This window comes from Pseudomonas sp. NPDC089758 (assembly GCF_044748705.1).
GTDB classification, from domain to species: domain Bacteria; phylum Pseudomonadota; class Gammaproteobacteria; order Pseudomonadales; family Pseudomonadaceae; genus Aquipseudomonas; species Aquipseudomonas putida_X.
Genome location: NZ_JBIVGN010000001.1, coordinates 357111 through 376006 on the forward strand (window position 1 = coordinate 357111; position 18896 = coordinate 376006).

An 18896-nucleotide genomic window follows, 5' to 3' on the forward strand; every position below is an offset into this window, starting at 1 on the left:
CTCCTTGTTATTGTTGTACAGCCTGCCGCCGCCCGACGGTACGGACGACGGCCAATGATGCGCGTTGCCTAGATGGGGTAATGCCTGGGTCCGTGCTGGAGAGTGACCCAGCGCAGCTGGGTGAATTGATCGATGGCGGTGCGGCTGCCGAAGCTGCCGTAGCCGCTGGCCTTGACCCCACCGAAGGGCATCTGCGCTTCGTCATGCACGGTCGGGCCGTTGATATGGCAGATACCCGACTCCACACGCTGGGCCAAGGCCAACGCACGGCTGGTGTCGCGGCTGAAGATGGCTGACGACAGGCCGAATTCCGAGTCGTTGGCCAGCGTCAACAAGGCTTCATCGCCCTGCGCGCGCAGCACCACCGCGACCGGCCCGAAGGACTCTTCGTGATACAGGCGCATGCTGGCGTCGACGTTGTCCAACAAGGTGGGTTGCAGGATGCTGCCGTCCAGGTGGCCGCCGCATACCAGGCGTGCGCCCTTGGCCACGGCATCGTCGATCAGCGCCTTGATGCGCTCGCCGGCCGCACCGCTGACCAGCGAACCGAGCACCGAGGTGCTGGCCTGCGGGTCGCCAGCGCGCAGCCCGGCGACCTTGGCCGCCAGCTTGTCGACGAACGTGTCGGCGATGCGGTCGTCGACCACCAGGCGCTCGGTGGACATGCAGATCTGGCCCTGGTTGAAGTACGCCCCGAACGCTGCGGCGGCTACGGCGGCGTCCAGGTCGGCATCGTCGAGCACCAGCAGCGGCGCCTTGCCGCCCAGTTCGAGCAAGGCAGGTTTCAGGTGCCGGGCAGCCAGTTCACCGACGATACGCCCCACCTGGGTGGACCCGGTGAAATTGACGCGGCGCACCGCTGGGTTGGCGATCAGCCGCTCGACGATGGCAGGCGCATCGGCCGGGTCATTGCTGATCACATTGACCACACCCTCGCCCAAGCCGGCATCGTGGAGCACCTGGCCGATCAACCGGTGCACCGCCGGGCTGACCTCGGAGGCCTTGAGTACCACGGTGTTGCCACAGGCAAGCGGCATGGCGATGGCCCGCGTGGCGAGGATCACCGGGGCATTCCACGGCGCGATGCCCAGCACCACACCGCACGGTGCGCGCAAGGCCATGGCGAAGCTGCCAGGCACGTCCGAAGGGATGACCTCACCGGTAATCTGGGTGGTCATGGCCGCGGCTTCGCGCAGCATGTTGGCGGCCAGCTTCACGTTGAAGCCATACCAGTTGGCCATGGCCCCGGTTTCGCCGGCGGCGGCGATGAACTCGGCAGCCCGCGCCTGCAACAGGTCGGCGCCGGCCAGCAAGCGGCTGCGCCGTTCACCGGGCGCCAGCGCGGCCCAGGCCGGGAACGCTGCGCTGGCCGCGGCCACCGCCGCATCGGCGTCGGCCAGGGTGGCGGCAGCGGCTTGCGACACCACCTCACCGGTGACCGGGTTGCAGCGCTGGAAGGTTCGTCCATCACTGGCGGGGCGCGACTGCCCACCAATCAGCAAAGGCACCTGCAACATGCTCATTCCTCTTGTTGTGGTTATAGAGAAATATCCGCAGGCTGTGGCCAGGGGCGGCACAGCCCGCGCTGGCCCTCAGCGTTTGTAAGCCTGCAGGCCCGGCTTGATGGACTTGTCGTCGAGGAACTGCTTCATGCCCTGCTCGCGACCGCCCTCGGTGTCCAGCAGCCGGGACTGGTCGAGCTTGGCGTAGAGGTAGTCTTCGTTCTGCTCCCAGGTCAGTTCGCGGCAGCGCTTGAAGCCGTTCTTGGCGGCACGCAGCACCACCGGGTTTTTCTCCAGCAGGTTCAGCGCCAGCTCGCGGGTCGTCTCGCGCAGCTGGGCCAACGGCACGCTCTCGTTGACCAGGCCCATCTCGGCGGCTTTGGCACCGCCGAAGGTCTTGCCGGTCATGATGTAGTACAGCGACTGACGATGGCCAACGGTATCGGCCATCGCCTTGCTCACCAGATTGCCAGGCGGGATACCCCAGTTGATTTCCGACAGGCCGAAGGTGGCCTCGTTGGCGCAGATCGCCAGGTCGCACGCCACCAGTGGGCTGAAACCGCCACCGAAGCACCAGCCGTTGACCATGGCGATGGTCGGCTTGGCGTACATGCGCAGCAGCTTCCACTGCCATTGCGAGGCTTCACGGCGGATTTTTTCCTGAAGGATTTCAGGGCCGGCGTCGACTTCGCGGAAGTATTCCTTGAGGTCCATGCCCGCCGTCCACGACTCACCTGCCCCGGTCAGCACCAGCACGCCGGCCTCGGCGTCCTGCTCCAAGGTTTCCAGCACGTCGACCATTTCCCGGTTCAGGGTGGGGCTCATGGCATTGCGCTTTTCCGGGCGGTTGAGGGTTACCCAGGCGATGCCCGACTCCAGTTCGACCTTCACGGTGGTCCAGCGGCCTTCGTATTTGCTCATGGTTCTGCACTCTTGTTGTTCGGGGTGGTGACCATCAAGCTAATCCGGCAAATTAGTTATGTCAATTAACTATTATGAAAATTATCTTTGCCTTCCAGCCGGTTGAGAGGCTTTTTGGCCTGAGCTCCCCTAGCCGGATCGTGCCGGCGCAGGCAAACTGGGTAACTTTCTTACTCATGACCCAGGAGCATGCAATCCGATGGCAAGGTCTGCCCGAACCGACGACACCGCTTCCCTGCCCACGCCGCCTGACGATACGGTCCTCGAAGACCTGCTCGGCTATGCGTTGCGCCGCGCCCAACTGAAGCTGTTCCAGCACCTGATCGGCCGGTTGTCGGCCTACGACCTGCGCCCGGCGCAGTTCTCTGCGCTGGCGATCATCGAGCAGAACCCAGGCTTGATGCAGGCGGACCTGGCGCGTGCCCTGGCGATCGAGCCGCCGCAAGTGGTGCCGCTGCTGAACAAACTGGAAGAGCGTGCGCTGGCCGTGCGAGTACGCTGCAAGCCAGACAAGCGTTCCTACGGGATCTTCTTGAGCAAGTCGGGTGAAGCGATGCTCAAGCAGCTCAAGCAGATCGCCAGCGACAGCGACCGGGAGGCTACTGCCAGCCTTGACGAGGATGAGCGCGCACAACTGCTGCGGCTGCTGACGAAAATCTACAAGGACTAGGTTGGTTCATCCGCAAACGGCCTAATGGATCCATTAACCGTACGATAATCGCACAACCTCCAATTTTTTGTTGGGATTTGCCATTGACCAGCTTTTCAGCTCGGGTATTAATGGATCCATTAAATAACAACAATCGGAGGTCCTTCATGTACCCGAAAAACGCCTGGTATGTCGCCTGCACCCCTGACGAAGTCGCCGAGAAGCCCTTGGGCCGGCAGATTTGTGGGGAAAAGATCGTGTTCTACCGCCCCAGCGAAAACCGCGTAGCGGCCGTCGAAGACTTTTGCCCCCACCGCGGCGCGCCGTTGTCGTTGGGTTTTGTCGAAAACGGCAACCTGGTGTGCGGCTATCACGGGCTGGTGATGGGCTGTGATGGCAAGACCGTCGACATGCCGGGCCAACGGGTGCGGGGCTTCCCCTGCAACAAGGCTTTTGCCGTGGTCGAGCGCCATGGCTTCATCTGGGTCTGGCCGGGTGACCAGGCCCAGGCTGACCCCGCCCTGATCCCGCAGCTGCCCTGGGCGGCCAGCGATGGGTGGGCCTATGGCGGCGGGTTGTTCCACATCGGCTGCGATTACCGCCTGATGATCGACAACCTGATGGACCTCACCCACGAAACCTATGTGCACGCCTCCAGCATCGGCCAGAAGGAAATCGACGAGGCGCCGCCGGTCACCACGGTGAGCGGCGACGAAGTGGTCACGGCCCGGCACATGGAAAACATCATGCCCCCGCCCTTCTGGCGCATGGCCCTGCGCGGCAATGGCCTGGCCGACGACGTGCCGGTGGACCGCTGGCAGATCTGCCGCTTCACACCGCCCAGCCATGTACTGATCGAAGTGGGTGTGGCGCATGCCGGCCACGGCGGCTACCACGCCCCGGTCGAGCACAAGGCGTCGAGCATCGTGGTCGATTTCATCACCCCCGAGAGCGACACTTCGATCTGGTACTTCTGGGGCATGGCGCGCAATTTTGCCGCCCACGATCAGGCCCTGACCGAGAGCATCCGAGAAGGCCAGGGCAAGATCTTCAGCGAAGACCTGGACATGCTCGAACGCCAGCAGCAGAACCTGCTCGCCTACCCCGAGCGCAACCTGCTCAAACTCAACATCGACGCCGGCGGCGTACAGGCACGCAAGGTGCTGGAGCGGCTGATCGCCAAAGAGCACGCGCCGCAACCGCACGTGATCGCCACCCACGCCTGAGGAGCCCGCGCCATGATCGATGCCGTAGTGGTATCCCGCAACAACGAAGCCCAAGGCATCTGCAGCTTCGAGCTGGCAGCCGCCGATGGCAGCCCATTGCCGCCCTTCAGCGCCGGCGCGCACATCGATGTGCACCTGCCGGATGGGCTGGTGCGCCAGTATTCGCTGTGCAACCACCCCGCCGAACGCCACCGCTACCTGATCGGTGTGCTCAACGACCCCGCTTCACGCGGCGGTTCACGCAGCCTTCACGAGCAGGTGCAGGCCGGCCACCGCCTGCGCATCAGCGCCCCGCGCAACCTGTTCCCGCTGGCCCAGGGCGCCCGGCGCAGCTTGCTGTTCGCCGGCGGCATTGGCATCACGCCGCTGCTGTGCATGGCTGAGCAGCTGGCCTGCAACGGCGACGATTTCGAGCTGCACTACTGCGCCCGCTCCAGCCAACGCGCGGCCTTCGTCGAGCGCCTGCGCGCCGCACCGTTCGCTGACCGCCTGTTCGTGCATTTTGACGAGCAGCCGGAGACCGCCCTGGACATCGCCCAGGTGCTGGGCACCGCGCAGGATGATGTGCACCTTTACGTGTGCGGCCCGGGCGGCTTCATGCAGCACGTGCTGGACACCGCCCAGCAGCTGGGCTGGCAGCAGGCCAACCTGCACCGCGAATACTTCGCCGCAGCACCGGTTGAAAACAGCGACGACGGCAGCTTCTCGGTGCAGCTAGGCAGCACCGGCCAGGTGTTCGAGGTGCCGGCCGACCAAAGTGTGGTGCAGGTGCTGGAACGCCACGGCATCGAGATCGCCGTTTCCTGTGAACAAGGCATTTGCGGCACCTGCCTGACCCGTGTGCTGCAGGGCACGCCAGAGCACCGCGACCTGTTCCTCACGGAACAGGAACAGGCCCTGAACGATCAGTTCACACCGTGCTGTTCGCGGGCGAAGACGCCCCTGCTGGTACTGGACCTGTAAACGGCTCAGGACGAGGGCAGGATCACTTTCATGCCCTCGTCCGCTGTGGCCCCGCCAAAGGTTTCGGCATAGCGCAGCGTGGCATTGGCATGCTCGCGCATGATCGCCTCGGCGCGGGCCCCCTGGCCGTGGATGAGCGCGTCGAACACCGCATGGTGCTGCATGTGCGCGAAGTTGAAGCGCCGGTATTCACGGGCAAGGTCGTGACGGTCCACCGCCAGCGCGGTGACCGAGGCGAACGGCAGGTGATCGTTGCGCGCCAGGGCATCGGCGATGGCCGGGTTGTGGCTGGCCTCGACGATCACCTGGTGAAAGCGCATGTTCAGGTCGTGATAGGCGTGCAAGTCCTCTTCGCTCACATACCCCTTGTCGAACAACAGGTCGCCTTCGACCAGGCAGCGCTGCAACGCCTCGCGCGCCGCTGGCAACAGGCCACGCTCAGCCGCCTGGCGGGCCGCCAGGCCTTCGAGTACACCGCGCACCTCCACGGCACCGGCGATGTCCTCGGCGCTGACCGAACGCACCTGGAAGCCCCGGCCGCCGCAACGCACCAGCAAGCCCTCCTGCTCCAGGGTTCGGAATGCCATGCGTACGGGCATGCGTGAGACGCCGAACCGTTCGGCGGTGGGCACTTCCATCAGCCGCGCGCCAGCCGCCAGTTCGCCCGAAGCGATCATCTTGCGCAACGCGATCAGCACCATTTGACCGGGCTTGCTCATCCAGGGAGGTTCCAGAGACAGAAGCGCGCATCTTACCGCAAGCGCGGGCGCACTTGGCGGCCTGTAACACCTGCCCTGTTCAGGCTACGATGCCCCTTCGTCCTCCGGAGCCCATCAGCGCCATGCCCAGAACGAGCAAAGTCACCGACCCGTCCTACGAGTTGATGGACGACCACGAGGGCGACTCACTGATCTACCGCCAGCATGGCTTCCCCAGCCCGCTGGTGCGCTGGCATTTCCACAAGGAATACGAACTGCACCTGATCGTGGCCAGCGCCGGCAAAGTGTTCATCGGCGACTACATCGGCAGCTTCGGGCCGAACACGCTGTTCCTCACAGGCCCCAACCTGCCGCACAACTGGATCAGCCAGGCCGGCCCCGACGAGGTGTTCAGCCAGCGCGACATGCTGGTCAATTTCACCGACGAGGTTCTGCACAGCGGCAGCCGGGTGTTTTCTGAACTGCACCAACTCAGCCCGTTGCTGGCCCGCGCGCACTACGGCATCGAGTTCCGTGACCCGGCGCTGATCGCCGAGAGCCGCAGGCTGTTGCAACGCATCGCGGACAGCCGGGGCATGACCCGCCTTGGATACTTTTTTATCCTCATGGAACAGCTCGCCGGCTGCGAGGACTACCAGTTATTGTCCACGGTCACCTCCTCGCACCTGGCTGACGAGCACAACGTCGAGCGCATCAACCGGGCGGTGGACTACATCTTCCAGCACTACGCCCAGGACTTGACCCAGAACGAAGTGGCCGAGCATCTGGGCATGACCCCCACCTACTTCTCACGCTTTTTCAAACAGGCGGCCGGGCGCGGTTTTGTCGAGTTCGTCAACCGCCTGCGGGTCAGCAAGGCCTGCGAATTACTGGCCAAAAGCGACCTGCCGGTGACCGAGGTGTGCTTCGAATCAGGCTTCAGCAACCTGTCCAATTTCAACCGGCGCTTTCAACAGCTCAAAGGCATGACCCCCTCCGACTACCGCAGCCTGGTGACCCAGCGGCTGACCGAGCAGAACCGTCACTGAGCGAACCACTGCAAAAAAGTATCAGCCGGCGTGCAGTCCACGCTTTGTCGCCAACGCCACACGGGGGTGTAATCAGCGCCAGCGACACAAAAATAATAATGTCTTCCGTGCCGTCAGCCGGCCCGGTAAGGGAGTTCATAGATGAACGACGCGATCAAGGCCTGCCTGGCCGCTGCCTGCCTCAGCCTGCCGCTATTGGCTCAGGGCGCCGAAACACTGACCATCGCCACGGTCAACAACAACGACATGATCCGCATGCAGCGCCTGGCCAAGGTGTTCGAAGAACAGCACCCGGACATCAGGCTCAAGTGGGTCGTGCTTGAAGAAAACGTGCTGCGCCAGCGCCTGACTACCGACATCGCCACCCAGGGCGGGCAGTTCGACGTACTGACCATCGGCATGTATGAAGCGGCGCTGTGGGGCGCCAAAGGCTGGCTGGAGCCGATGCAGGACCTGCCGGCCGATTACAACCTCGACGACGTGTTCCCGTCCGTGCGCAATGGCTTGTCGGCCAACGGTACGCTGTATGCCCTGCCCTTCTACGCCGAAGCCTCGATCACCTACTACCGCAAGGACCTGTTCCAGAACGCAGGGCTGAGCATGCCCGAGCAACCGACCTGGACCCAGCTGGGTGAGTTCGCCGCCAAACTCCACCACCCCGACCAGGGCCAGTACGGCATCTGCCTGCGCGGCAAGGCCGGCTGGGGCGAGAACATGGCGCTGATCGGCACCGTGGCCAATGCCTTTGGCGCACGTTGGTTCAACGAACAGTGGCAGCCGGAATTCACCGGCAGCGCGTGGAAGAACGCGCTGAACTTCTACGTCGATACCTTGAAGCAGTACGGCCCGCCTGGCGCGTCGAGCAACGGTTTCAACGAAAACCTGGCGCTGTTCAACAGCGGCAAGTGCGCGATGTGGGTCGATGCCAGCGTTGCCGGCTCGTTCGTCACCGACAAGACCCAGAGCAAGGTCGCCGACCAGGTCGGCTTCACCTTTGCGCCAAAGGAGGTCACCGACAAGGGCGCCTCGTGGCTGTATTCCTGGGCGCTGGCCATCCCAAGCAGCTCCAAGGCCAAGGACGCGGCGAAGGCCTTCAGCACCTGGGCCACGTCCGAAGCCTACGGCAAGCTGGTGGCCGACAAGGAAGGCGTGGCCAACGTACCACCAGGCACCCGCGCCTCGACCTACAGCGACGCCTACCTGGCCGCTGCGCCGTTCGCCAAGGTGACGCTGGAGTCGCTCAAGCGCGTCGACCCCAACCACCCCACGCTCAAGCCCGTGCCGTACGTGGGTATTCAGTTGGTGACCATCCCTGAGTTCCAGGCCATTGGTACGCAGGTCGGCAAGCTGTTCTCCGCCGCCCTGACCGGGCAGATGAAGGTCGACCAGGTGCTTGCCGCCGCACAGCAGTCCACCGAACGCGAGATGAAGCGCGCCGGTTATCCCAAGTAGCCCAGCCGTGGCCATCTGTGCGCCAACGCCTGGCGCGCGGATGGCTGCCGTCCGCCCTTGTCGCTGCACACGGAGTCGCCATGGACACTTCGGCCCTCGATACCCCGACCCTCGCCACCCCACGCCCCGGCAAACGCCGCGTCGGGCCGGGCTGGTTCCTGGTCAGCCCTTCAGTGGCGCTGCTGCTGTTGTGGATGGTCGTGCCCTTGGGCATGACCCTGTATTTTTCGCTGATCCGCTACAACCTGCTGTACCCGGGCGAAAATGCGTACGTCGGCCTGGAGAACTTCGCGTACTTCGTCACCGACCCAGGCTTCATGCCCGGCGCCCTCAACACCCTGACCCTGGTCGGCAGTGTGCTGGCGATCAGCGTGGTGTTTGGCGTGCTCATCGCGGCGCTGCTGGAGGCCGGCGAGTTCTGGGGCCGCGGCGTGGTGCGGGTGCTGCTGATTTCACCGTTCTTCATCATGCCCACCGTCAGCGCGCTGCTGTGGAAGAACCTGATATTCCACCCGGTGTCAGGCATCCTCGCCGCCGTGTGGCGGCTGTTCGGCGCACAGCCGGTGGACTGGCTGGCGCACTACCCGCTGCTGTCGATCATCCTGATCGTCTCCTGGCAGTGGCTGCCGTTCGCCATCCTGATCCTGATGACCGCCATGCAGTCGCAGGAGCAGGAACAGAAAGAAGCCGCACGCCTGGACGGCGCCGGGCCGCTGGCAATCTTCTGGCACCTGACCCTGCCGCATCTGGCCCGCCCGATTGCCGTGGTGGTGATGATCGAGACCATCTTCCTACTGTCGGTGTTCGCCGAAATCTTCACCACCACCAGCGGCGGCCCGGGCTATGAGTCGACCAACCTCGCCTACCTGATCTACAACCAGGCGCTGCTGCAGTTCGACGTCGGCATGGCCTCGGCGGGCGGGCTGATCGCCGTGTTGATCGCCAACATCGCCGCCATCGTGCTGGTACGGATGATCGGCAAGAACCTGACCGAGCGCCGCTGAGGAGCCCGCCATGCTGTCACTCAAGCAAACCCGCCGCCTGCGCGACGCATTGATTGGCCTGCTGTGCTGGGGCATCGCCCTGACGATCTTCTTCCCGATCTTCTGGATGCTGCTGACCAGCTTCAAGACTGAGCTCGATGCCTTCGCCACACCGCCGCAGTTCATCTTCGCGCCAACGCTGGAAAACTACCTGCACATCAACGACCGCAGCGACTACTTCGCCTATGCCTGGAATTCGGTGCTGATCGCTTTCTCGGCCACCGCGCTGTGCATGCTTATCGCAGTGCCGGCGGCCTACTCCATGGCCTTTTTCGAAACCCGCCACACCAAGCGCACGCTGCTGTGGATGCTGTCGACCAAGATGCTGCCGCCGGTGGGCGTGCTGATGCCCATCTACCTGCTGGCCAAGCAGTTCGGCCTGCTCGACTCGCGCCTGGCGCTGATCATCGTCTACACCCTGATCAACCTGCCGATCGTGGTGTGGATGGTGTACACCTACTTCAAGGACATCCCGGTGGACATCCTTGAAGCCGCGCGCCTGGACGGTGCCGGCACCTGGCAGGAAATCGTCCGCGTGCTGCTGCCGATCGCCCGCGGCGGGCTTGCCTCGACCGTGCTGCTGTCGTTGATCCTGTGCTGGAACGAGGCGTTCTGGTCGCTCAACCTGACCTCTTCGGCCGCCGCGCCACTGACCGCGCTGGTGGCCTCCTACTCAAGCCCCGAGGGGCTGTTCTGGGCCAAGCTTTCGGCCGTCTCGACCCTGGCCTGCGCGCCCATCCTGATTTTCGGCTGGATCAGCCAAAAGCAGCTGGTGCGTGGCCTGTCGTTCGGGGCCGTCAAATGACCCAGCTCCCCGCGACACCTGCTCGATCAACCCCATTGCCGGCCGCCGCAGAGGACATTCGCCATGGCTGACCTGAAGATCCGCAACCTGCACAAAGGCTTCGATGGCCACGCCATCATCAAGGGCATCGACCTGGAGGTGCGCGACCGTGAGTTCGTGGTCTTCGTCGGCCCGTCCGGGTGTGGCAAGTCGACCCTGCTGCGGCTGATCGCCGGGCTTGAGGAGGTCAGCGGCGGCCATATCACCCTGGACGGCGTCGACATCACTGACACCGCCCCGGCCAAACGTGACCTGGCCATGGTGTTCCAGACCTACGCGCTTTACCCGCACATGACCGTTCGCAAGAACCTGTCGTTCGCCTTGGACCTGGCCGGCGTGGACAAGCGTGACGTGCAGGCCAAAGTCGACAACGCCGCGCGCATCCTCGAACTGCAACCGTTGCTCGAACGCAAGCCGCGGCAACTTTCGGGTGGCCAGCGCCAGCGGGTGGCGATCGGCCGGGCGATCGTGCGCAACCCGAAGATTTTCCTGTTCGACGAGCCGCTGTCGAACCTCGACGCCGCCCTGCGCGTGCAGATGCGGCTGGAGCTTGCGCGCCTGCACCAGGAGCTGGCCGCGACCATGATCTACGTGACCCACGACCAGGTCGAGGCTATGACCCTGGCCGACAAGGTGGTGGTGCTCAACGGCGGGCGCATCGAGCAGGTCGGCTCACCGCTGGAGCTGTACCACCACCCGGCCAACCTGTTCGTCGCAGGTTTTCTCGGCACCCCGAAAATGGGCTTTTTGCGCGGCCACCTGAGCCACAGCCAGGGCACACAATGCGAGGTCACCCTTGAGTGCGGCGCCCGTGTCAGCCTGGCACTGAGCGCAGACGCCCTGCCCGCTGGCAGCCCCGTGACGCTGGGCATCCGCCCGGAGCACCTGAACATCGCCAGCACCGGGCACGGCACACCCGGCTCACTGCAGGTGACCGCCGACGTCAGTGAACGCCTGGGCAGCGACAGCTACTGCCATGTACGTGCCGGCTCCGGGGAAATGCTCACCGTGCGGGTGCGCGGCGACTTTGCGCCGGCCTTCGGCGAGCCCCTGGGCCTGACCTTCGACCCGGGCCACTGCCACCTGTTCGACAGCAACGGCCAAGCCCTGGACAAACGCCTGCAGCACGCGGCCTGAGGACACACGCGATGAAACTCGACCCGCACCACCTCGACCTGCCGGCGCCTACGGTCGCCCGCCCTTCCTACGCGCCCTCGCAACTGCGCCAGGGCATCGTGCACATTGGCGTAGGTGGGTTCCACCGTGCCCACCAGGCGGCCTACACCGACGCCCTGATGAACCGCGGCGAAGGGCTGGACTGGGCCATCTGCGGCGCCGGCCTGCGCAGCGAAGACCGCGCCATGCGCGACGCTCTGGCGGCGCAGGGCTACCTGTACACCCTGTTCGTGCTGGACGACCAGCCCGACACCGAAGTGCGGGTGATCGGTGCCCTCAATGACATGCTTCTGGCCGAGGACGACGCCCAGGCGCTGCTGGCCAAACTGGCCGAGCCCGGCATCCGCATCGTCTCGCTGACCATCACCGAAGGCGGCTACTGCATCGACGACAGCACCGGCGAGTTTCGCGCCGAGCTGGCGCAGGTCCAGCACGACCTGGCCAACCCGCAGGCGCCGCAAGGCGTCTTCGGCTTCCTCTGCGAAGCCTTGCGGCGGCGGCGCGAGGCCGGCGTGGGGCCGTTCACGGTAATGTCCTGCGACAACCTTCCACACAATGGCGCGGTGGCGCGCAAGGCGCTGCTGGCCTTTGCCCAGTTGCTCGACCCGGACCTGGCCCGCTGGATAGGCGAGAACGTGAGCTTCCCCAATGCCATGGTCGACCGCATCACGCCAATGACCAGCAGCGACCACCGCCAACAACTGTTCGAGCGCCACGGCGTCGAGGATGCCTGGCCGGTGGTGTGCGAGCCGTTCCTGCAGTGGGTGGTGGAAGACACATTCGTCGCCGGGCGCCCGGCCTGGGAAAAGGTCGGCGTGCAGTTCACCGACGACGTCACCCCCTATGAAGAAATGAAGATCAAGCTGCTCAACGGCAGCCACCTGGCACTGACCTACCTGGGCTTCCTGCAGGGCTATCGCCTGGTCCACGAAACCCTTGCCGACCCACTGCTGCGCCGCTACATGCGCACGTTCATGGACCTGGACGTGACCCCGCAGCTTGCCCCGGCGCCCGGCATCGACCTGGAACGCTACAAGGACAGCCTCACCGAGCGCTTTGCCAACCGCGCCATCGCCGATCAACTGGAGCGGGTGTGCTCGGACGGCTCATCGAAGTTTCCCAAGTACATCGTCCCCACCGCCAACCAGCTGATTGCCCAGGGCCAGCCGCTGGACCGCGTGGCCCTGGTGGTGGCGGCCTGGGCCTTGTACCTGGGCGGGGTAGACGAACAGGGCAGCACCTATGCCATCCCCGACCCGCGCGCGGCCCAGTGCCAGGCACGGGTGGTGCAGCGTGACGGTCTGGCTGCCCGAGTGCTGGGCGACGAGACCATATTCGGCACGGTCATCCCCGCCTCCGGTGCCTTCGTCAGCGCTTTCGAGCGCCTGTATGACAGCCTGTGTGAGGTTGGCGTGAGCGAAACGCTGCGCCACGTGCTTGGCGACTGACCCGGAGCGCGCGATGGACGGACTGTTTCTCGGCATCGATTGCGGTACCCAGGGCACCAAGGCGCTGGTGTTGGACGCCGGCAGCGGCCAGGTGCTGGGCCTTGGTAGTGCCGCGCACGCGCCTGCCCGGGGCCGAAACGGGCGCCGCGAGCAGGACCCGGCCGACTGGCTGGCCGCCCTGCACACGGCAGTCGCTGGCGCACTGCATGAGGCCGGCGTCGACGGCCAGGCCATCCGTGCGCTGGCGGTATCAGGCCAGCAGCATGGCCTGGTGATGCTGGACGCCCAAGGCCACGTGCTGCGCCCGGCCAAGCTCTGGTGCGACACCGAAACCACGGCAGAAAACCAGGCCCTGCTGAACGCCCTCGGCGGTCCGCAGGGCTCGATCGAACACCTGGGACTGGTGATTGCGCCGGGTTATACGGTGTCCAAGCTGCTGTGGAGCAAACGGCACTTCCCCGACCTGTTCGCGCGCCTGGCCCATGTGCTGCTGCCCCACGACTACCTCAATTACTGGCTGACAGGCCGCGCCTGCAGCGAGCCGGGCGATGCGTCGGGTACCGGTTACTACAACGTGCACCGCAACACCTGGGCAAACGATGTGCTGCAACTCATAGAGCCGGGCGAGCGCCTGTTGGCGGCACTGCCCGAGCTGCTCGCCCCTGGCGCCTGCGTCGGCCCGCTGCGCGAGCAGGCTGCTGCAGGCCTGGGGCTGAACCCTCACGCCTGGGTGGCCACCGGCGGCGGCGACAACATGCTCAGCGCCATCGGTACCGGCAATATCAGCCCCGGCATGATCACCCTCAGCCTGGGCACCTCGGGTACCCTGGCAGCTTACACCGAGCATGCCCAGCTCAACCCCAAGGGCGAGGTGGCGAACTTCTGCGCCTCCAGCGGTGGCTGGCTGCCCTTGATCTGCACGATGAACCTGACCAGCGCTTGTGCGCTGGTGCGTGACCTGCTGGAGCTTGACCTCACCCGCTTCACGGCCCTCGCCGCGCACGCGCCGGTTGGCGCCGACGGCCTGTTGATGCTGCCGTTTTTCGATGGCGAACGCGTGCCCGCGCTGCCCACTGCCAGCGCCAGCCTGCATGGCATGACCAGCGCCAACCTGACCCGTGCCAACCTGTGCCGGGCCGTGCTCGAAGGCACCTGCTTCAGCCTGCGCTATGGCCTGGACCTGCTGCGCGCCAATGGCCTGCAGGGCAGCGAAATCCGCCTGGTAGGTGGGGCGGCAAAAAGTGAGTTGTGGCGCCAGGTCCTGGCCAATCTGCTGGGCCTGCCAGTGGTGTGCCCGCGCCAGACCGAAGCCGCCGCACTGGGCGCGGCCATCCAGGCCGCCTGGAGCCTTGGCCGCCAACTGGGCGACGGCGACAGCCTCCAGGCCCTGTGCGAGCGCTGCGTCGAGCTGGACGAAAGCACCCGCACGCTGCCCAACCTGCCGCAACAGGCCGCCTACGGCGTGGCCTACAGACGCTACCTGGATCACCTGCCTGTGCGCTGATCGCGGTACTGTCCTTACTTTTTTCTGTTTGGGAGAACTTCATGTATCTGGTATGTGGCGAGGCGTTGTTCGATGTCTTCAGCGTGGAAAACAGCCCGCGCAGCGCAGAACTGGGCTTTACCGCAATCGCTGGCGGCTCGCCGTTCAACGTCGCCGTCGGCCTGCGCAGGCTGGGCGTTGCCGCAGGGTTGTTCGGCGGATTGTCCAGCGACCACCTCGGCGCGCGCCTGCGCCGGGTACTTGAGGAAGAAGGCGTCGATTGCCAGCACCTGGTCACCAGCGATGCCCCCACTACCCTGGCCATGGTCGGTCTGGATGCCAACGGCTCGGCGCAGTACCAGTTCCGCGGCGAAGGCTGTGCCGACCGGCAGGTGCGGCTTGAGCATCTGCCAGTGCTGGATGAGCGCGTGCACGGGCTGCACGTGGGGTCGTACACACTGGTGGTGACACCGGTGGCCGACACGCTGCTGGCACTGGTGGAGCGCGAACGCGATCAGCGGCTGATCAGCCTGGACCCGAACGTGCGCCTGAATCCACAGCCGGATGTGGCGCTGTGGCGCACACGCGTTGAAGCATTTGCCGCGCACGCACATTTGATCAAGGCCAGCGAGGAAGACCTGCAGGTGCTGTACCCAGGGCGCGACGTTGGCGAGGTAGCCCGTGGCTGGTTGAACGAGCGCTGCCGGCTGGTGTTCGTGACCCACGGGGCTGAGGGGGCCAGCGTGCATTGTGCGCACGGGTCATGGCACAGGCCCGCGGACAGCTCACTGCCGGTTCGCGATACCGTGGGGGCTGGGGACACGTTCCAGGCAGCCGTGCTGGCCTGCTTGGCTCGACTGGGTGTGGACAGCCCGAGGGGTGTGGCGATGCTGGCGCGCGCGACGGTCGATGCGATACTGACCTACGCCATTGCGGCGGCGGCGGTGACCTGTTCCAGGGTCGGGCCGGACCTGCCGTTTGAACGTGAGGTTTCCCGCATGCCTCAGGCTGTCGATACCTCGGGCTGATTACCGATCAGGCGTTGTGCTGCTTCATCGTTTGCCGATGCAGGGCAATGAACGGTGCCTCCGCCGGGTCGATGCGGTCCATTTTCGCCGCGATGCGGTGCCAGTACGGATACTGCGGCGCAATCTGCGTCACCCGCTCGATCTGCTCCAGGTCTTGGCTTGTCAGCACCAGTTCCACCGCCTGCAGGTTGTCGTGCAACTGCTCGGCCGTGCGCCCCGCGGTGATGACACTGGTGATGCCTGGCCGGTCCTTGAGCCAGGCCAGGCACACCCGTGCCGGGGAGCAGCCATGGCGCCGCCCCACCTCGATCAGCGCCTCGATGATGTCGTAGGCCCGCTCCTTGTCATGCACGTAGGGTTCCGGCCAATCATTGCCCTGGCGCGTGCCGGCGGGTGTCTGTTGCCCGCGGCGCACCTTGCCGGTCAACAAGCCCTCCCCCAGCGGCCCCCATACCAGCGTGGCAAGGCCCTGGTCGAGCGCCATCGGCAGCAGCTCGTACTCCGCTTCACGGGCTTCGGGGGTGTAGTAGATCTGCTGGGAAACCGGCTGCTGCCAGCCGTTGAGCCGGGCACTGCCGAGGGTTTTCATCATCTGCCAGGCGGTGTAGTTGGACGTGCCGAAGTAACGCACCTTGCCGCTTTGCACCAGATGCTCGAGCGCGGCCAGGGTCTCTTCTACAGGGGTGATGCCGTCCCAGTTGTGGATCTGGTAGAGGTCGATATGGTCGGTGCCCAAGCGCTTGAGGCTGGCTTCACAGGCACGGATCAGGTGATAGCGCGAGGCGCCGCTGTCGTTGGGGTTGTCGCCCATCGGGCTGCGCGCCTTGGTGGCGAGGATGATCGACTGGCGCCGTTCACCCAGCGCCTGGCCGACGATTTCTTCGGCCAGGCCGTGGGAGTAAAGGTCTGCCGTGTCGACCAGGTTGACCCCGGCGTCGAAGGCCATGTCGAACATGCGCCGGGCCAGTGCCACGTCCACGCTGCCGGTTTTCTCGAATGCGCCACGCCCACCGAACGGGACCGTGCCGACTACCAGTTCAGAGACCAGCAGGCCAGTGTTGCCGAGTGTGCGGTACTTCATGGGGAGTGCCTCCAAATGCGAACGACTTGGAAGTACCGACGGGGTGAATGGCTGAAACGTTCAATCTGATTGGTTATGCCTGAGCGCTTTGGGGCTGCTGCGCAGCCCATCGCCGGCAAGCCGGCTCCCACCCGGGCCGCGCGGTTCTTGAGCTGCGCGCTCGACCTGTGTCAGCCGGCCTGCCGGCTCTTGCATGGACAGCGCAGTTCTTGAGCTGCGCGCTGGACCTGTGGGAGCCGGGCTTGCCGGCGATGGGCCGCAAAGCGGCCCCATCTTCAAGGCTTCACTCAGCGCCAGGCGGGATACCGTCCTTGTTCTTGTCCTTGAGCCTGGCCTTTTCCTCTTCCGTGGAATGGGCCGGAACCTGGCTTTGTTTCGGGTCTTCGTTGTGCTCAGTCATGGTGCTTGCCCTCAGGGTGATGTTCGTTGGGCTTCCTCGTGACCAGGCAGTTCAAGTGGGATTTACCAACATACCCATCAACACTCGCCCGAGACCCTGCGTGACCCACGCGGCTTCGCCACCAAGTTCTACACCGCAGACGGCAACTGGGACCTAATAGGTAACAACTTCCCGACCTTCTTCATCCGAGACGGCCGCCATGTATGCGGCCATGTTTCAGCGCAAAGCATTGCTCGACGCGCTGACCGCCCAAGGTGCCGATATCGAAGCAACAGATGCATTGGGCAACAGCGTGCAAAGCCTCGAACAGGGTGCGCTCAACGGCGTATCGGCGCACCGCTGAGGGCTGTGCAGTGTGTAACGCCACTTGCCAGCACACGGCCAAAGGGCTGCGATAAGAAAATTGGATATCTCGTTAAGATAATCCCGCAGGCGCTGCCTGAACCGTGGGATTACAGTCGCCGTCACGCCGTAGTCCGGCGGGGTGATTTCTGCTGAGCCGTAGCGCTTTCGAAGCCTTACTGGAACCAGACGGAACTCATACCAATACAAGAACAAAGGTGACCACCCATGCTCAAGCCTTCTGTCGATGCCCCTGTCGATGTCAAAGACTGGATCGATAACCGCCCCATTGCTGCCTACCAGTGGCTGATCCTGTCACTGTGTTTCCTGATCGTGCTGTTCGACGGCTTCGATGTTGCCGTCATGGGTTTCATCGCCCCTTCGCTGATGCAGGACTGGGGGCTGTCGCGTACCGCCTTTGGCCCGGTGATGAGTGCCGGCATGGTGGGCCTGGCCATCGGTGCACTTACCGCGGGCCCGTATGCCGACAGGCTGGGCCGCAAGAAAGTGCTGCTGATCGCGGTCAGCGGTTTCAGCCTGCTGAGCCTGGCCTGCGCCTTCGCTCGCAACCCCTATGAGCTGGCCGTGCTACGGCTGCTGACCGGCATCGCCTTGGGCGCGGCCATGCCCAACTGCACCACACTGCTCGCCGAATACCTGCCCACACGCAACCGCTCGCTGATGATCACCATCATGTTCACCGGCTTCAACATGGGCTCGGGCCTGGGCGGCTTTCTGTCCGCCTGGCTGATCCCTCATCACGGCTGGAAATCAGTACTGCTTGCCGGGGGGCTTCTGCCACTGGCATTGCTGCCACTGTTGTTGTGGCTGCTGCCAGAGTCAGCTCGCTTCCTCGCAGCCCGCCAGGCACCGGCCAGCCAGATTGCGGCAGCCTTGGCCAAGCTCGGCGGCCGCTTCGCTGCCGGCACCCGTTTTATCGTCAATGAGCCGACCACCCAGCACAAGGCACCGGCCCGGCAGCTGTTCAGCGAGCGCTACCGGTTCGGCACCCTGGCCCTGTGGCTGACCTATTTCATGGGCCTGCTGGTGATCTACCTGACCATGGGCTGGTTGCCGACCCTGCTGCGTGACGGCGGGCTGTCCATCGAGCGCGCCGCCGCCATCACCGGCCTGTTCCAGATCGGCGGCGCAGTGGGCGCAATCGTGGTCGGCTGGATCATGGACCGACGCAACCCCAACCGGGTCATCGCCATCGCCTACGCCCTCGGCGGCCTGTGCATCGTCTCACTGGGCGCCCTGAGCCTGAAGTCGAGCCTGCTGGTGGTGGGCGTGGCGGCTGCCGGGTTCTGCATGAGCGGCGCGCAGACCGGCCTGAACGCCTTCGCCCCTGGCTACTACCCGACCGAGTTCCGCGCCACAGGTGTAAGCTGGATGCTCGGTATCGGGCGCTTCGGGGCCATTTTCGGCTCCCTCATCGGTGGTGCCGTGCTCAGCCTGGGGCTGGGCCTGCCGCTGCTGTTCACCCTCCTCGGCCTGCCGGCATTCGTCGCTGCCCTGGCGATCCTGGCCAACGGCCACGCCCGGCTGCGCACGACCCCCGCAGTAACCGCGCCGTAACCTGTAACAGAGG

General features: G+C 64.9%; 16 protein-coding genes and 2 pseudogenes. 14 read left to right on the forward strand and 4 right to left on the reverse strand.

Annotation, left to right across the window (positions count from 1 at the left end; genetic code table 11):
- Window positions 1-68 precede the first annotated feature (68 nt).
- Together ACIPZH_RS01685 and ACIPZH_RS01690 are read right to left on the reverse strand one after the other, a co-directional pair.
- On the reverse strand, window positions 69-1517 hold the full coding sequence (locus ACIPZH_RS01685) for an aldehyde dehydrogenase (RefSeq protein WP_400634815.1): 1449 nt from the start codon (window positions 1515-1517) through the stop codon (window positions 69-71).
- A gap of 75 nt (window positions 1518-1592) precedes the next feature.
- A complete protein-coding gene (locus tag ACIPZH_RS01690) occupies window positions 1593-2423 on the reverse strand; it encodes a p-hydroxycinnamoyl CoA hydratase/lyase (protein WP_241806450.1) in 831 nt (276 codons plus the stop codon).
- A gap of 199 nt (window positions 2424-2622) precedes the next feature.
- Between ACIPZH_RS01690 and ACIPZH_RS01695 the strand changes: the two genes are divergently transcribed.
- From ACIPZH_RS01695 to ACIPZH_RS01705, 3 genes are all read left to right on the forward strand, one after another.
- Complete coding sequence (locus ACIPZH_RS01695) at window positions 2623-3093, forward strand: MarR family winged helix-turn-helix transcriptional regulator (RefSeq protein ID WP_241806451.1); 471 nt, start codon at window positions 2623-2625, stop codon at window positions 3091-3093.
- 146 nt (window positions 3094-3239) lie between these two features.
- On the forward strand, window positions 3240-4298 hold the full coding sequence (locus tag ACIPZH_RS01700; RefSeq protein ID WP_400634817.1) for a Rieske 2Fe-2S domain-containing protein: 1059 nt from the start codon (window positions 3240-3242) through the stop codon (window positions 4296-4298).
- Window positions 4299-4310: 12 nt separating this feature from the next.
- The gene (locus ACIPZH_RS01705; RefSeq protein ID WP_400634819.1) at window positions 4311-5261 is read left to right on the forward strand and encodes a PDR/VanB family oxidoreductase; all 951 of its coding nucleotides are present in this window, start codon (window positions 4311-4313) and stop codon (window positions 5259-5261) included.
- A gap of 5 nt (window positions 5262-5266) precedes the next feature.
- Here ACIPZH_RS01705 and ACIPZH_RS01710 read toward each other — a convergent pair whose 3' ends face one another.
- A complete protein-coding gene (locus tag ACIPZH_RS01710; RefSeq protein ID WP_400625309.1) occupies window positions 5267-5980 on the reverse strand; it encodes a GntR family transcriptional regulator in 714 nt (237 codons plus the stop codon).
- A 122-nt stretch (window positions 5981-6102) separates the two neighbouring features.
- On the opposite strand from ACIPZH_RS01710, the gene ACIPZH_RS01715 reads away from it, so the two are divergent.
- The 8 genes from ACIPZH_RS01715 to ACIPZH_RS01750 all read left to right on the forward strand — a co-directional run bounded on the left by ACIPZH_RS01715 (window position 6103) and on the right by ACIPZH_RS01750 (window position 15482).
- Window positions 6103-7008, forward strand: coding sequence for an AraC family transcriptional regulator (locus ACIPZH_RS01715; RefSeq protein WP_400634821.1), 906 nt, complete (start codon window positions 6103-6105; stop codon window positions 7006-7008).
- Window positions 7009-7149: 141 nt separating this feature from the next.
- Window positions 7150-8460, forward strand: coding sequence for an ABC transporter substrate-binding protein (locus tag ACIPZH_RS01720; RefSeq protein ID WP_400634823.1), 1311 nt, complete (start codon window positions 7150-7152; stop codon window positions 8458-8460).
- 80 nt (window positions 8461-8540) lie between these two features.
- Window positions 8541-9464, forward strand: coding sequence for a carbohydrate ABC transporter permease (locus tag ACIPZH_RS01725; RefSeq protein WP_400634825.1), 924 nt, complete (start codon window positions 8541-8543; stop codon window positions 9462-9464).
- A gap of 10 nt (window positions 9465-9474) precedes the next feature.
- Window positions 9475-10308 carry a carbohydrate ABC transporter permease gene (locus ACIPZH_RS01730; protein ID WP_267822878.1) on the forward strand — a complete coding sequence of 278 codons (834 nt, stop codon included), beginning with the start codon at window positions 9475-9477 and terminating at the stop codon, window positions 10306-10308.
- 63 nt (window positions 10309-10371) lie between these two features.
- Window positions 10372-11484: an ABC transporter ATP-binding protein gene (locus ACIPZH_RS01735; protein WP_400634827.1), complete on the forward strand. Its 1113-nt coding sequence runs from the start codon at window positions 10372-10374 to the stop codon at window positions 11482-11484.
- A gap of 11 nt (window positions 11485-11495) precedes the next feature.
- Window positions 11496-12971, forward strand: coding sequence for a mannitol dehydrogenase family protein (locus ACIPZH_RS01740; RefSeq protein ID WP_400634829.1), 1476 nt, complete (start codon window positions 11496-11498; stop codon window positions 12969-12971).
- Window positions 12972-12984: 13 nt separating this feature from the next.
- Window positions 12985-14475 (forward strand): xylulokinase, encoded by a 1491-nt coding sequence (xylB, locus tag ACIPZH_RS01745; protein ID WP_400634831.1) that lies wholly within the window; start codon window positions 12985-12987, stop codon window positions 14473-14475.
- A gap of 41 nt (window positions 14476-14516) precedes the next feature.
- A complete protein-coding gene (locus ACIPZH_RS01750; protein ID WP_400625323.1) occupies window positions 14517-15482 on the forward strand; it encodes a carbohydrate kinase in 966 nt (321 codons plus the stop codon).
- Window positions 15483-15489: 7 nt separating this feature from the next.
- On the opposite strand, the gene ACIPZH_RS01755 is transcribed toward ACIPZH_RS01750, so the two are convergent.
- On the reverse strand, window positions 15490-16563 hold the full coding sequence (locus tag ACIPZH_RS01755; protein WP_267822870.1) for an aldo/keto reductase: 1074 nt from the start codon (window positions 16561-16563) through the stop codon (window positions 15490-15492).
- Window positions 16564-17044: 481 nt separating this feature from the next.
- On the opposite strand from ACIPZH_RS01755, the pseudogene ACIPZH_RS01760 reads away from it, so the two are divergent.
- From ACIPZH_RS01760 to ACIPZH_RS01770, 3 genes and pseudogenes are all read left to right on the forward strand, one after another.
- Window positions 17045-17155 (forward strand): annotated as a pseudogene (locus ACIPZH_RS01760) (catalase); the annotation flags it as partial.
- Window positions 17151-17306 (forward strand): annotated as a pseudogene (locus ACIPZH_RS01765) (ankyrin repeat domain-containing protein); the annotation flags it as partial. The pseudogenes ACIPZH_RS01760 and ACIPZH_RS01765, both read left to right, overlap by 5 nt.
- A gap of 227 nt (window positions 17307-17533) precedes the next feature.
- A complete protein-coding gene (locus tag ACIPZH_RS01770) occupies window positions 17534-18883 on the forward strand; it encodes an MFS transporter (protein ID WP_400634833.1) in 1350 nt (449 codons plus the stop codon).
- Window positions 18884-18896 lie beyond the last annotated feature (13 nt).